Annotated in this window: 16 protein-coding genes; all 16 read left to right on the top strand. The window is 38.1% G+C overall.

Translation table 11 applies throughout. The features are described from left to right. The first annotated feature begins 196 nt into the window (after positions 1-196). The 16 genes from spoIIM to lysA all read left to right on the top strand — a co-directional run bounded on the left by spoIIM (position 197) and on the right by lysA (position 14,070). Entirely contained in the window at positions 197-844 is a 648-nt protein-coding gene (gene spoIIM / locus V7659_RS21265; protein WP_098574871.1) for a stage II sporulation protein M, read from the top strand. A 118-nt stretch (positions 845-962) separates the two neighbouring features. Continuing rightward, positions 963-1,427 (top strand): ferric iron uptake transcriptional regulator, encoded by a 465-nt coding sequence (gene fur, locus V7659_RS21260; protein ID WP_098574870.1) that lies wholly within the window; start codon positions 963-965, stop codon positions 1,425-1,427. Between the two features lie 123 nt (positions 1,428-1,550). Continuing rightward, positions 1,551-1,778: a YqzK family protein gene (locus V7659_RS21255; protein WP_283874963.1), complete on the top strand. Its 228-nt coding sequence runs from the start codon at positions 1,551-1,553 to the stop codon at positions 1,776-1,778. 5 nt (positions 1,779-1,783) lie between these two features. Then, the gene (xerD, locus tag V7659_RS21250) at positions 1,784-2,671 is read left to right on the top strand and encodes a site-specific tyrosine recombinase XerD (RefSeq protein ID WP_335542072.1); all 888 of its coding nucleotides are present in this window, start codon (positions 1,784-1,786) and stop codon (positions 2,669-2,671) included. Positions 2,672-2,885: 214 nt separating this feature from the next. After that, entirely contained in the window at positions 2,886-4,070 is a 1,185-nt protein-coding gene (gene deoB, locus V7659_RS21245; RefSeq protein ID WP_335542070.1) for a phosphopentomutase, read from the top strand. Positions 4,071-4,084: 14 nt separating this feature from the next. Beyond that, positions 4,085-4,903, top strand: coding sequence for a purine-nucleoside phosphorylase (locus tag V7659_RS21240; RefSeq protein WP_335542068.1), 819 nt, complete (start codon positions 4,085-4,087; stop codon positions 4,901-4,903). Positions 4,904-5,001: 98 nt separating this feature from the next. Then, a complete protein-coding gene (locus tag V7659_RS21235) occupies positions 5,002-6,306 on the top strand; it encodes a pyrimidine-nucleoside phosphorylase (protein ID WP_335542066.1) in 1,305 nt (434 codons plus the stop codon). A gap of 145 nt (positions 6,307-6,451) precedes the next feature. Beyond that, positions 6,452-7,624 carry a D-alanyl-D-alanine carboxypeptidase family protein gene (locus V7659_RS21230; RefSeq protein WP_335542064.1) on the top strand — a complete coding sequence of 391 codons (1,173 nt, stop codon included), beginning with the start codon at positions 6,452-6,454 and terminating at the stop codon, positions 7,622-7,624. Positions 7,625-7,801: 177 nt separating this feature from the next. Then, positions 7,802-8,152 carry an anti-sigma F factor antagonist gene (gene spoIIAA / locus V7659_RS21225; protein ID WP_144547568.1) on the top strand — a complete coding sequence of 117 codons (351 nt, stop codon included), beginning with the start codon at positions 7,802-7,804 and terminating at the stop codon, positions 8,150-8,152. Continuing rightward, positions 8,153-8,593: an anti-sigma F factor gene (gene spoIIAB, locus V7659_RS21220; protein WP_026563989.1), complete on the top strand. Its 441-nt coding sequence runs from the start codon at positions 8,153-8,155 to the stop codon at positions 8,591-8,593. A gap of 12 nt (positions 8,594-8,605) precedes the next feature. Next, a complete protein-coding gene (gene sigF, locus V7659_RS21215) occupies positions 8,606-9,364 on the top strand; it encodes an RNA polymerase sporulation sigma factor SigF (RefSeq protein WP_026563988.1) in 759 nt (252 codons plus the stop codon). 110 nt (positions 9,365-9,474) lie between these two features. Then, positions 9,475-10,095, top strand: a complete 621-nt coding sequence (locus V7659_RS21210; protein WP_335542060.1) for a stage V sporulation protein AA — start codon at positions 9,475-9,477, stop codon at positions 10,093-10,095. Continuing rightward, positions 10,085-10,507, top strand: a complete 423-nt coding sequence (locus V7659_RS21205) for a stage V sporulation protein AB (protein ID WP_144547564.1) — start codon at positions 10,085-10,087, stop codon at positions 10,505-10,507. The genes V7659_RS21210 and V7659_RS21205 overlap by 11 nt, the downstream gene beginning before the upstream one ends. A gap of 54 nt (positions 10,508-10,561) precedes the next feature. Beyond that, on the top strand, positions 10,562-11,131 hold the full coding sequence (locus V7659_RS21200; RefSeq protein WP_335542076.1) for a stage V sporulation protein AE: 570 nt from the start codon (positions 10,562-10,564) through the stop codon (positions 11,129-11,131). After that, a complete protein-coding gene (locus V7659_RS21195; protein WP_335542058.1) occupies positions 11,118-12,608 on the top strand; it encodes a spore germination protein in 1,491 nt (496 codons plus the stop codon). The genes V7659_RS21200 and V7659_RS21195 overlap by 14 nt, the downstream gene beginning before the upstream one ends. Positions 12,609-12,765: 157 nt before the next feature. Next, on the top strand, positions 12,766-14,070 hold the full coding sequence (lysA, locus tag V7659_RS21190) for a diaminopimelate decarboxylase (RefSeq protein ID WP_335542056.1): 1,305 nt from the start codon (positions 12,766-12,768) through the stop codon (positions 14,068-14,070). The last annotated feature ends 116 nt before the right edge of the window (positions 14,071-14,186 follow it).

Here is a 14,186-nt window from a genome sequence, read left to right as displayed (position 1 = left end):
TAAATAAAATGACTCCGGTCCAATACCGGAGTCATCTACTAGCTGCATAAAAAGGTCTTTTTTAAACTGTCCACTTTATGGGTCACAGTTCAAAGTTACCGGGGGTTATTTTTAAATCTATTAAAAATTGGTCATAGAAATACTAGACTGGCATACAATGTATTAACTGAATCGAGAATAGTGGGAGGAAACGCAAATGAAAAAACGATTGTACCAGTCCGATGCCGCTAGTTATTTCCGTGAGCATTCCTCAATATTTTTGTTTATTGTCGTCTTATTTTTGATGGGAGTAATCTTTGGGGCCATTGTCGTAAATAGTATGAGCATTACTCAGAAGGAAGATTTATTCTACTATTTATCCCAATTTTTTGGCCAAGTCTCAAGTGGAAAAGATGCCGAAGACAGTGATTTATTCTTACAAAGCTTATTCCATAATAGTAAGTTTATTGGGCTCATGTGGATCCTAGGTATTTCAATCATTGGTTTGCCGGTTATTCTCATTCTATTATTTATTAAAGGAATGGTAGTGGGATTTACTGTTGGTTTCCTAGTCAGTCAAATGGGCTGGCAGGGATTTATGCTAGCCTTTGTTTCCATATTACCGCAGAATTTGATTATTATTCCCGTCTTTATATTGATGGCAGCATTATCAGTGATTTTCTCACTTCGAATGATAAAAAAACAATTTATGAAAAAATATGCCCAGCCAATCCTTCCTTTTTTTAAGAGATATATTTTTGCCTTGATTATAGCCGTGATATTTATATCTGCTGCATCCGGTATCGAGGCCTATCTTTCGCCATGGTTAATGAAAACCATCGTAACTTCAACTAGTTTGAAGTAATTACCTTATAATAATTATTATCAATGATTGTTTGTTGTTATTTATAATAATTTTATTTTGATTCTCAATTGTCATCTGTTATAATGAGAATTAACAGTGGCGAGGGAGGGACTTCAGGATGGAAACTAGAATTGAGAGAATAAAAAAACAGTTGCATTCCGCAAGTTATAAACTAACACCTCAGCGTGAGGCAACAGTTCGGGTTTTATTAGAAAATGAAGAGGATCATTTAAGTGCGGAAGATGTATACCTCCTCGTAAAAGAAAAATCGCCTGAAATTGGTTTAGCAACTGTTTATCGAACGTTGGAATTATTAACGGAATTAAAAATTGTTGATAAAATAAATTTTGGGGATGGGGTTTCCCGCTATGACCTCAGGCAGGAAGGTGCGGCCCATTTTCATCACCATCTAGTTTGTATTGAATGCGGTGCCGTTGATGAAATTCAAGAGGATTTACTAGAAGATGTAGAAGCCGTTGTGGAACGTAAATGGAATTTTAAAATAAAAGACCATCGTCTCACTTTTCATGGAATCTGTTACCGATGCCAGGATAAAGTGAAAGATGAAGAAAAAACTGATTAACCAAAGAAGCTCTCCTTGAAAAGGGGCTTTTTTCTTTTCTCCTTTTATACCAATGACTATGTATAAAAATTGTCCGTTTTGGCATACATTTTACTAGACGACCTGAAAATAGGGGGATGTAGAATGGGCCAATTTATAAAAGCAGCACTAAAAACCTTAAAAGTTTTTATTATATTCACAGGATGCACGATTCTTTTTTATTATGGTATCATGTTGGTAAATGAAGAATATCAAAATTATCATCGCTATGATGAACCGGAAGGAGCCTCTCTCAAGGTTTCAAACACAGTAAATGAGGATAATTCTTCTTTGTTTGATCGGTTGATGTTGTTTTATTTAAATGGGGAGTAAATGCGATGGACGAGCAATTAAAGGATTTTATGCATTACTTAATCGTAGAAAAAGGTTTATCTAATAATACAATTATGGCATATGAGCGAGATTTAAAAAGTTATCTTCATTATTTAAAAAATGTGGAATCGGTCATGACTTTAAATGATGTACAACGTGTCCATATCATTCACTTTTTAAGATTTTTAAATGAACAAGGAAGATCACAGAAAACCTTGGCAAGACACATCGCTTCCGTAAGAGCATTTCATCAATTTTTATTAAGGGCAAAGGAAACAGATCAAGATCCTTCCGTTCAAATTGAAACACCAAGGCTTGAAAGGTCCCTTCCAACTGTATTAAGTTTGAAGGAAGTAGAAATCCTGCTAGAGACACCACAACCACATGATCATTTTGGAATAAGGGACAAGGCGATGCTTGAACTGTTGTATGCAACAGGGATCCGGGTTAGTGAACTAATAGGTCTTGAGATTGATAATGTTCAGTTAATGATGGGATTTGTGCGCTGTACTGGGAATAAAGAAAGAATCATTCCGATTGGAAGAACAGCTTCTGAGGCAATAAAACATTATCTAGAAGAAGGAAGACCGCGTTTTGTAACCACAAAGCATCAGGATCATGCTTTGTTTTTAAACCATCAAGGGAAAAGGTTGACACGCCAAGGGTTTTGGAAAATTTTGAAAAAGCTTACAAAAGAAGCAGGCATCAATAAGGAACTTACCCCACATACCCTTCGTCATTCGTTTGCCACGCATTTGATAGAAAATGGGGCTGATTTACGAGCAGTTCAGGAAATGTTAGGTCATGCAGATATCTCAACCACTCAAATATATACACAGGTTACGAAAACAAAGATAAAAGACGTATATAGTAAATTTCATCCACGAGCTTAATAGAGTAGGAGAATCTAAAAAAACGTAAAATTGTCAAAAAGCTGCCTAAATTTTGGTGGCTTTTTTTCTTGTAATTTCTGAAACATTTAGTACAATATAGATGTCAGACTTCTGACAAATAGATTTTTCATAAACCTAAATAATGAGGGCATCATATTTATGTGTAATTTTTATATTTGCAAACGTTTTCTATGGATAAAGGAGGAAGAATTGAATGGCTGCAAATACATATAAACGAATTTTTATTATTGTGATGGATTCGGTTGGGATTGGAGAAGCACCGGATGCAGAAAAGTTTGGGGACAAAGGTGCAGACACTTTTGGTCATATTGCGGAACGGATGAACGGTCTTAACATGCCAAATATGGGTAAGTTAGGCTTAAGCAATATTCGTGAAATAAAAGGAATTGAAAAAGCAGTGAAGCCATTAGCGTTTTATACAAAAATGATGGAAGCTTCTAATGGTAAGGATACCATGACAGGACACTGGGAAATCATGGGTTTAAACATTCAAACACCTTTCCAAGTGTTCCCAGAGGGTTTTCCAGATGAGCTTCTTTCGGAAATAGAAAAGCGTACAGGAAGGAAAATTATTGGGAATAAGCCGGCAAGCGGAACAGAAATACTTGATGAGTTGGGCGAAGAGCATATGAAGACAGGGGCATTGATCGTCTATACTTCAGCTGATTCCGTTCTTCAAATTGCAGCACACGAGGAAATTGTTCCACTTGATGAGCTATATAAAATTTGTAAAATTGCCCGTGAATTAACGCTTGATGAAAAGTATATGGTTGGACGTGTGATTGCCCGCCCATTCTTAGGCGAACCAGGAAACTTTAAACGTACCTCGAACCGTCACGATTACGCACTTAAACCATTTGACCGGACAGTGATGAGTGAATTAAAAGATAGCGGCTTCGATTGTATTGCAATTGGAAAAATATCCGATATATATGACGGTGAAGGCGTGACTAAATCTCTAAGAACAGTTTCTAATATGGATGGTATGGATAAGCTTGTTGAAACCTTAGAAATGGATTTTACAGGAATTAGTTTTTTAAATCTGGTTGATTTTGATGCTTTATATGGCCATCGCCGGGACCCTGAGGGCTATGGGAAAGCTTTGGAAGAATATGATGCACGTCTTCCAGAAGTGTTCGCGAAGTTGAAAGAAGACGATTTATTAATGATTACAGCAGACCACGGAAATGACCCAGTAGCACCAGGTACGGACCATACACGTGAATATGTACCTTTATTAGTTTACTCCAAGGGTATGACGGAAGGTAAGGAACTCCCATTAAGAGAGACGTTTGCGGACCTCGGTGCAACTGTTGCAGATAACTTTAAAGTCAAATTACCTAACTACGGAAAAAGTTTTTTAAATGAATTGAAATAAAAGGGGAATGAAGAATGAACACTGAAAAAATTCAAAATGCTTCACGCTTTTTAAAACAGAAATATGCAAATACACCTAAGGTAGGACTAATTTTAGGTTCTGGACTAGGGGTATTAGCGGACGAAATTGAGAACCCAGTAAAAATTCCTTACAATGAGATCCCTGACTTCCCTATTTCGACTGTAGAGGGTCATGCAGGTCAACTAGTGTTTGGACTATTAAGTGGTGTAGAAGTTGTTGCCATGCAAGGACGTTTCCATTTCTATGAAGGGTATAGTATGGAAAAAGTAACCTTCCCTGTTCGCGTCATGAAAGAGTTAGGCGTTGACATGTTAATCGTGACCAATGCTGCAGGCGGAGTTAATGAAAGCTTCTCTGCAGGAGATTTAATGATTATTTCTGATCATATTAATAATATGGGAACAAATCCGTTAATCGGACCAAATGATTCCCAACTCGGTGTTCGTTTCCCTGATATGTCAGAGGCGTATACGAAAGAATTACGGGTTGCTGCAAGAGAGATTGCGAGCAGACTAAATATCAATGTCAAAGAAGGAGTTTATTTCGGTAATCCTGGACCTGTCTATGAAACACCAGCTGAAATTCGGATGGTACGAGTGATGGGCGGAGATGCAGTCGGAATGTCCACTGTCCCAGAGGTAATCGTGGCCCGACACAGTGGCATGAAGGTACTTGGTATTTCATGTATTTCAAACATGGCGGCGGGTATACTTGACCAGCCACTTACCCATGATGAGGTGATTGAAACAACCGAAAGAGTAAAAGCTGACTTCCTTCAATATATAAAAGAAATTGTTAGAACAATCGCATAATAGAAAAGCTGAAGCCCCTAGGTGCTGGAGCTAGACAGTTATAAAAGTTCGAATATATTATCTCTGATTTTAGAAATTTTCGTAAAGTGGTGATTTAGATGAGAATGGTTGACTTAATAGAGAAAAAAAGAGATGGACAAGAACTATCAGCAGATGAAATTAAATTTATTATTAATGGATATACCGACGGATCAATTCCAGATTACCAAGTAAGCGCCTTAACTATGGCTATCTTTTTTAAAGGGATGACTGAACAGGAAAGAGCCGACTTGACTATGGCAATGGTTGAATCAGGTGACCAAATTGATTTAACGCAAATTGAGGGAATTAAAGTTGACAAACATTCTACCGGCGGTGTAGGTGACACAACAACGCTAGTGCTTGGACCACTTGTTGCGGCACTTGATGTGCCTGTTGCCAAGATGTCAGGGCGCGGCTTAGGACATACTGGCGGAACAATCGATAAATTAGAAGCGGTAGAAGGCTTCCATGTTGAAATTAAAAATGAAGAATTTATTGAGCTAGTTAATAAAAACAAGATTGCTGTAATTGGACAAAGTGGAAATTTAACACCTGCAGATAAGAAACTTTATGCATTGAGAGATGTGACAGCAACAGTCGATAGTATTCCTCTAATCGCAAGTTCAATCATGAGTAAAAAGATCGCCGCTGGTGCTGATGCCATCGTTCTTGATGTTAAAACCGGTGCAGGTGCGTTTATGAAAACACTTGATGATTCTCGTGAACTTGCAAAAGCAATGGTGCGAATTGGAAATAATGTCGGCAGAAGAACAATGGCTGTTATTTCTGATATGAGCCAACCGCTAGGTTTTGCGATTGGGAATGCCCTTGAAGTAAAGGAAGCTATTGATACATTAAAAGGTGAAGGTCCTGAAGATTTAACGGAATTATGTTTAACTCTAGGCAGCCATATGGTTTACTTAGCAGAAAAGGCGGACTCATTAGCAGATGCGCGGATCAAGCTTGAAGGTGTAATTAAAGATGGTTCAGCGCTTGAAAAATTAAAGGTATTTTTAAGTTCACAAGGCGGGGATGCGTCCATTGTGGATGATCCTTCGAAAATGCCGCAAGCAAAATATATTATTGAACTTGAAGCCAAAGAGGATGGCTATGTTTCCGAAATCGTGGCAGATGAAGTCGGAACAGCGGCGATGATTCTTGGTGCAGGAAGAGCAACTAAGGAATCTGTCATTGATTTAGCTGTGGGCCTCGTCCTAAGAAAGAAAATCGGTGACCAAGTGAAGAAAGGTGAATCCTTAGTAACCATTTACAGCAATTTCGAAAATGTCGAAGAAGTAAAAACAAGACTTTACAACAACATTAAAATTTCCGCAACAAAAATAGACGCACCAACCCTCATTCATGGAGAAATAACCGAATAAATTGAGTATAAAGGGTGTTAGGCACCATGTGAAAAATTCACATGGTGCCTGACACCTTTTTTTTATTTTGTTTATGAGGAAATAACTGTATAAAGTTATTAATTTTGGAAAAAATGGATGCTATAAAGAATGGAGGGTTATGCGAATGAAACGATTTGTCTCTTTAATAGTGACAATTTTTTTACTTACAAGTTTATGGAGTACATCAGCATTTGCTGCTGAAGAAAAAAAGAATGCTGATATCGTCAACAATGTAAAATCCGCTATTTTAATTGAACGTGATACAGGTAAAGTGCTTTATGAGAAAAACGGAAATGAAGAGTTACCACCCGCAAGTATGACCAAAATTATGACCATGCTTTTAATCATGGAAGCCGTTGATAAAGGAAAACTGACCTGGAATGAAAAAATCCGTGCAAGTGAGTATGCAGCATCGATGGGTGGGTCACAAATTTTTCTTGAACCTGGTGAAGAAATGACCACCAAGGAAATGCTAAGAGGAATTGCAATTGGTTCTGGAAATGATGCATCTGTGGCCATGGCTGAAAGAATTGCTGGCTCAGAAGAAGCTTTTGTTGACATGATGAATGACAAAGTGAAAGAACTTGGATTAAAACATACTTTCTTTAAAAATACAACGGGACTTCCAGTTAGTGGTCATTTCAGCACAGCAAATGATATGGCTATTATGGCGAAAGAACTATTAAAATATGAAGACATTACGAAATTTACTGGTATGTATGAAGCCTATCTTCGTGAAAATACAGACAAAAAATTCTGGCTTGTTAATACAAATAAATTGGTGCGCTTTTACCCTGGTGTAGACGGACTAAAAACAGGCTTTACTGCGGAAGCAAAATACTGCTTAACGGCCACAGCGCAAAAGAATGGGATGCGTGTCATTGCGGTTGTGTTCGGAGCACCTACTTCAAAGGAAAGAAATGCCCAAGTAACAAAAATGCTTAATTATGCTTTTAACCAATATCAAACGCATCCAATGTATAAACGGAACCAGATAATAGCCAAAGCAAGAATTAGTAAAGGACAGGAGAAGTCAATCGAAGCAGTCACAAGCGAGCCGATTTCACTACTTACAAAAAAAGGTGAAAAAACCGAGGATGTCAAACAAAAAATTAAGATAAATAAAAATCTCCAAGCTCCTATTAATAAAGGCGATAAGATAGGAACCATTCAATTAATAAAAGACGGAAAAGTCTTTGTAGAAAGTCCTTTATTAGCAAGTGGAACCGTAAAAGAAGCAGGATGGTGGACCTTATATAAACGTTCATTCGGGATGTTCACAAAGTCCGGCAAATAGAAAAGTGGAATTTCCTAGGTGCTGGAGCAGATAGTTATCTAAGTTACCTATGTTATGTCGAATCTTCCGAATAAATCACTTCTTTTAGCGAAATGCGACTAGTTTTGTATTTATAGAAGGATATTAACAGACCGAAAGAGAATTGTCTCACTATACCAGATTAAGGAGGACGGGATAGTGAGTCTTAAAATTGATATGGAAACAAAACATGACGTTCTATGTATTCGTTTAAGCGGTGAATTAGACCATCACACCGCGGATGAACTTCGCGAAAAAGCGATAACCGTGATTGAAAAAAATGAAATTCGTCATATTGTCTTAAATCTGGAACATCTCGCTTTTATGGACAGCTCTGGATTAGGCGTAATCTTGGGCAGATACAAACAAATTAAACAAGTCCACGGTGAAATGGTGGTATGTGCGATTTCCCCAGCGATACAAAGATTATTCGATATGTCAGGTTTATTTAAAATCATCAAAATGGAACTGACAGAAGAATTTGCATTGCAAAGATTGGGGGTGGCCTGAATGAAGAACGAAATGAATCTTCAATTCAGTGCACTAAGTCAAAATGAGTCATTTGCCCGAGTAACCGTGGCCGCATTTATCGCCCAGTTAGACCCTAATATGGATGAGTTGACTGAAATTAAAACAGTTGTATCAGAAGCAGTAACCAATGCAATTATTCACGGATATGAAAATGATCCAAATGGAATTGTTTATATTCAAGTAATCATCGAAGATAGTTTAATTGATCTAACTATTAAGGATGTTGGATTGGGAATTGTAGATGTGGAAGAAGCTCGTCAGCCATTATTTACAACTAAGCCGGATTTAGAGCGTTCCGGAATGGGTTTTACTATCATGGAAAATTTCATGGATGAGGTAGAGGTTCATTCACAGCCAGGTCGAGGAACCGAAGTTAGATTACGAAAGCATTTACAAAACCGCAAAATGCTTTGCAATTAAGGAGACTTGCCAATGGATGTGGAGGTTAAGAATGATAAAGGTCAAACATATTTAAAGGATCATGAAGTAAAAGAGCTCATAAAAAAGAGCCAAGATGGCGACCAAGAATCAAGGGATTTAATTGTTGAAAAAAATATGCGTCTTGTTTGGTCTGTTGTTCAACGGTTTCTTAATCGAGGGTATGACCCTGATGACCTGTTCCAAATTGGGTGTATTGGATTATTAAAATCAGTGGATAAATTTGACCTTTCCTATGATGTAAAGTTTTCGACTTATGCGGTCCCAATGATTATTGGTGAGATCCAGCGATTTATCCGTGACGATGGAACGGTAAAGGTTAGCAGATCATTGAAAGAAATGGGAAACAAAATCCGAAAAGCGAAAGACGAATTATCAAAAGTGCTTGGCAGAATACCAACGGTAAACGAGATCTCAGCCCATCTTGAACTCACACCTGAGGATGTCATTCTCGCTCAAGAAGCCAGCAGAACACCTTCTTCTATACATGAAACTGTATATGAAAATGATGGAGATCCTATAACTCTACTGGACCAAATTGACGATGGTAATGAAGGCAAATGGTTTGATAAAATTGCATTAAAGGAAGCTATTCGAGAATTAGATGAGCGCGAAAGACTTATTGTCTATTTAAGATATTATAAGGACCAAACACAATCTGAGGTCGCTCTTAGGCTTGGAATATCCCAAGTGCAAGTATCACGCCTTGAAAAGAAAATATTGCAGCAAATGAAAGGCCGTATGGATCTCTGATTCATACGGTTTTTTGTAGTGTTTCTAATGGTATTTTTTGGATTTCATGAAAAAAGTGCTTATTACTCATACTATTTATACAGGAAATCATTGTTTGGGAAGTGAATGTTTTGGAAGAAACAATATATATCCGTATGCGGAATCGTGTTCAGGCTCCGCCTCATGAAAAAGTATTGTTAAATGATATTGCCCAAGTCATTGCACCTGACGAAGTTCTTTCACGACTACAAACTATGATCATTCATCAATTAACAGCTACAGATCATAATATCGTCATTATCGATGTCATGAAAGTTATCCACTTAATTAAAAGTGAATTTGAAAGAATGGAAGTTCAAACGATTGGACCCGCTCAAACCATCATTGAAGTCATGAATAAGAAAAAGGGAGTTCACCTGCCATTTTTCCTTTTAATTTGGTTTCTCTTATTTTTTGGATCAGCTTTGGCAATAATGAATTTTCATGATGATGTAAGTATGAAAAGTGTCCACGAAAAAATCTATACGATCATCACTGGAAAAAAAGATTCAAAACCATTACTGTTTCAAATTCCCTATTCAATTGGATTAGGCATGGGAATGATTCTTTTTTTTAATCATGTCTTTAAGAAACGTATAAACGAAGAACCCAGTCCCCTTGAGGTAGAAATGTTTAATTATCAAATGGATTTAGATAATTACGTAATTATCCACGAAAATAAAGAAAGTATAAAAAAAATCAGTGACGATTAAGATCATATCCATTCTTTTTTTAGGTATAGCAAGTGGACTGGCAGTAGGTTCTGGGTTTGTAGCTTTTCTAACGGTATTAGGGATTATCCCGAGACTGACGCAACTAAGTAAAACAATGAAAATGATCCAGCACTATGAGTGGGCAGTTGTGTTAGGAGCACTCGCTGGGGTAGGTGCAAGTCTGAGAGATCCTGTTTTACATATTCCTTCTTTTTCATTAATTCTTCTCGGAATTACAGGTGGAATTTTTTATGGGATGCTAGCTGCAGCCCTCACCGAGGTATTAAACGTTTTGCCCATTCTTGCCAAAAGAATCCGATTGGATGGTGAGATTGTTATATTAATCATGGCAATCGTATTAGGAAAAATAGCGGGGTCAATATTTCAATGGGTTTATTTTGTACATCATTAACCCTTTTGGGAAGAGTCTTTAACTTGGGCAAAGAAAGGACATCACACAATGAGCATTCGGAGGCGCGTTATTTTAATTACTGACGGTGATGAATATGCTAAGAAAGCAGTAGAACATGTTGCCAAGGAAGTAGGCGGCAGATGTATTTCTAGTTCCCAAGGGAATCCGTCAACCTTAACCGGTGAGAAAATTGTCCAGTTAATAAAAAAGACCCCTCACGATCCTGTATTAGTGATGTTTGATGATAGTGGCATAGTTGGAGAAGGTGCTGGTGAGAATGCTTTGAAATATGTAGCCGGACATAAAGATATTGAAGTTCTAGGTATTATTGCGGTTGCAGCAAAATCAAGACATGAAGAATGGTCAAGGGTGGACGTAAGTATCGATCGTGATGGAAATTTAACTCCCTATGGAGTAGATAAATTTGGTATACCTGAGCTTGAAATCGGGAGAATAAATGGTGATACAGTTTACTGCCTTGATGAATTGGAGGTACCTGTCATCGTAGGAATTGGCGATATTGGTAAGATGGCGAGACATGACTCCTACAAAAAAGGTTCCCCGATAACGAAAAAAGCAGTGGAGCTTATACTTGAAAGGAGTGGCTTCCATGTCAAGAAGTAATGAACAAAAATGGCCAATCCCTGAATCAGTAAATGAAATTGAAAATTATATGAAACAACGGGTTGGTCTTGGGAAAAGCTTTGATTTTGGTGTGAGGAAATTAAAAATCCTCAAAAAAGACGTACATATCTACTATGTAAATGGCTTATGTGATTCCCGCTTCGTAATTGAATTAATTGAAGAATTAGTTGAAATCAATGACCATGAAAAATTATCATCAGATTTCTTTAAGGTGATTGAAAATAGGCTAATTAATCAATCGGTTGAACAAGCTACCACACTAGATTACATTGTTGATAAGGTTTTGTCCGGATTAGTTGCTGTAGTAATGGAAGGGGAAAACACAGCTTTTGTCGTTGATGTCAGAAGCTATCCAGGCAGGCAGCCTCAAGAACCTGATACAGAAAAGGTGGTTAGAGGTTCCCGTGATGGGTTTGTTGAAAATATTATTTTGAATACTGCCTTAACGAGGCGGCGTATTCGGGATGAACGTCTTCGCTTTGAAATGCTAAAGGTTGGAGAACGCTCAAAGTCAGATGTGGCTTTAGGGTATTTAGAGGATGTTGCAGATCCAGATATGGTAAATGTGATCAGGAAAGAAATTCAAGCCATTAAAACAGATGGAATTCCAATGGCCGATAAAACCATAGAAGAATTCATTCTAAAACAGGGTTGGAATCCCTTCCCGCTCGTAAGATATACGGAGCGTGCTGATATCGCAGCAACACATATTCTGGAAGGGCATGTTGTAATTTATGTTGACACCTCCCCAAGTGTCATAATCACTCCTACGACATATTTCCATCATGTACAGCATGCTGAAGAATTCCGCGAATCTCCTGCAATGGGAACATTTTTGCGTTGGACGCGTTTTTTAGGCGTACTAACGTCTATTTTACTCCTCCCACTTTGGATGTTATTCGTATTAGAGCCATCCTTATTACCTGAAAGATTATCGTTTATTGGACCAAATGAAACAACAAATATCCCGATTATTGTTCAGATTTTCTTGGCTGATTTTGGGATTGAGTTTTTACGATTGGCCGCAATACATACACCCACTCCACTTTCGACTGCAATGGGTTTAATTGCAGCGGTATTAATTGGACAGATTGCGATTAGCGTGGGGCTGTTTGTTCCAGAAGTAATCTTGTATGTTGCAGTTGCAGGGATTGGTTCCTTTACAACCCCAAGTTATGAATTAAGCGTAGCCAACAAAATTGGACGATTAACTTTGTTAATTCTTGTATCGTTGTTTCATCTGCCAGGATTTGTTATCGGAGCAACAGTATTCTTTCTTTTCCTTGTAAGAATACGTGCTCTAAATACACCATATCTGTGGCCTTTCCTTCCTTTTGAGCCGAAAGGATTTTTGCAAATCATTGTGCGCAGAGCCATACCAGGTTCTATCCTTAGACCAAGCATTGTTCACCCTAGAAATCGTTACCGGCAGCCGCCTAAAGCAAACGAGAAATAATTGCACTTTTCTAACAGGTATGCTAAAGTATTTTTAATTAAATAAAGGGATAAAGCATGAAAATAGGCAGTATCTTTTGTAGATTCTGTCTATTTATTATTATCTTTTATGATTGTCCGCATAAACTATAGTGAGCGATTGGGAGAGAGGGAAGGGTATGTATTTTTACGGGACAACAGGCGTAAACAAAAACGGAAATCTAGAAATTGGCGGGGTCGATTCTATTGAGTTGGCGAAAGAATATGGAACGCCCCTATATGTATATGATGTAGCATTAATGCGTGAAAGGGCCCGATCCTTTAAAAGGGCATTTGAAGAACAAGAAATCAAGGCGCAAGTTGCCTATGCTAGCAAAGCCTTTTCAACCATTGCAATGATTCAACTCGCAGAGGAAGAAGGATTGTCACTAGATGTCGTATCTGGCGGCGAATTGTATACTGCTATCGCTGCAGGGTTCCCTGTCGAGAGGATTCATTTTCACGGCAACAATAAGAGCCGAGAAGAATTAGAAATGGCATTGGAACATGAAATTGGCTGCATCGTTGTGGATAATTTTTCAGAGTTGGACCTTTTGAAAACCATTACCAAGGAGAAAAATGCTCATGTAAATATCTTGCTTCGAGTAACCCCTGGTATCGAAGCACATACGCATGATTATATTTTAACAGGGCAAGAAGATTCGAAATTTGGGTTTGATCTTCAAAATGGACAAGCGGAAGATGCACTAAAAATGGCACTTACAAATGATAACTTTGAAGTCCTTGGTCTCCATTGCCATATTGGATCACAAATTTTTGAAACAACTGGCTTTTTATTAGCCGCCAAAAAGATTGTCGAAAAAATGGAAGCATGGAAAAGAGAACTTTCCTTCGAAGCAAAAGTATTAAATTTGGGCGGGGGCTTTGGAATTCGCTATACGAAAGAAGATGAACCCATTCCACCTTCTCAATATGTGAGTGAAATTATTCGAGAAGTAAAAAAGTTAACAGATAGCTATTCTTTAACAATGCCGGAAATTTGGATTGAGCCAGGACGTTCGCTTGTTGGCGATGCCGGAATTACTCTTTATAAAGTGGGTTCATCCAAAGAGGTTCCTGGTGTACGAAAGTATTTAGCAGTGGATGGTGGAATGAGTGATAATATTCGACCAGCCCTTTATCAGGCAAAATATGAGGCTGTCCTTGCGAATAAACCATTAACGAAAGCGAAAGAAACTGTATCAATAGCTGGGAAATGCTGTGAATCAGGTGACATGTTGATTTGGGATTTACCGTTACCAGATGTAGGGGAAGAAGATATTCTCGCCGTTTTTTGTACAGGTGCCTACGGCTATTCAATGTCGAATAACTATAACCGCATCCCACGTCCAGCAGTTATATTCGTAGAAAACGGAATAGCAACCCTTGTGGTTAAGAGAGAGACATATGAGGATTTAATAAAATATGATTTGCCACTTAAATAAGAAAAGCGCAAGCGCCCTGGTCAGCGGCGTATGGCCTCCTCGAAAGAGCTAACGCTCTTTCTTCGTGCGATGCTTATGCTGCCGAAGCCTTCCTTGTGGAGCGGTCCAACTGAGAT

The organism is Neobacillus drentensis (assembly GCF_036966985.1).
GTDB classification, from domain to species: Bacteria; Bacillota; Bacilli; order Bacillales; family Cytobacillaceae; genus Neobacillus; species Neobacillus drentensis_E.
This window is presented reverse-complemented; position numbering and strand designations above follow the sequence as displayed.

Coding starts and splice junctions, on each gene's coding strand:
- spoIIM (WP_098574871.1), top strand. CDS start 197: ATGAAAAAACGATTGTACCAGTCCGATGCCGCTAGTTATTTCCGTGAG.
- fur (WP_098574870.1), top strand. CDS start 963: ATGGAAACTAGAATTGAGAGAATAAAAAAACAGTTGCATTCCGCAAGT.
- V7659_RS21255 (WP_283874963.1), top strand. CDS start 1,551: ATGGGCCAATTTATAAAAGCAGCACTAAAAACCTTAAAAGTTTTTATT.
- xerD (WP_335542072.1), top strand. CDS start 1,784: ATGGACGAGCAATTAAAGGATTTTATGCATTACTTAATCGTAGAAAAA.
- deoB (WP_335542070.1), top strand. CDS start 2,886: ATGGCTGCAAATACATATAAACGAATTTTTATTATTGTGATGGATTCG.
- V7659_RS21240 (WP_335542068.1), top strand. CDS start 4,085: ATGAACACTGAAAAAATTCAAAATGCTTCACGCTTTTTAAAACAGAAA.
- V7659_RS21235 (WP_335542066.1), top strand. CDS start 5,002: ATGAGAATGGTTGACTTAATAGAGAAAAAAAGAGATGGACAAGAACTA.
- V7659_RS21230 (WP_335542064.1), top strand. CDS start 6,452: ATGAAACGATTTGTCTCTTTAATAGTGACAATTTTTTTACTTACAAGT.
- spoIIAB (WP_026563989.1), top strand. CDS start 8,153: ATGAAGAACGAAATGAATCTTCAATTCAGTGCACTAAGTCAAAATGAG.
- sigF (WP_026563988.1), top strand. CDS start 8,606: ATGGATGTGGAGGTTAAGAATGATAAAGGTCAAACATATTTAAAGGAT.
- V7659_RS21195 (WP_335542058.1), top strand. CDS start 11,118: ATGTCAAGAAGTAATGAACAAAAATGGCCAATCCCTGAATCAGTAAAT.
- lysA (WP_335542056.1), top strand. CDS start 12,766: ATGTATTTTTACGGGACAACAGGCGTAAACAAAAACGGAAATCTAGAA.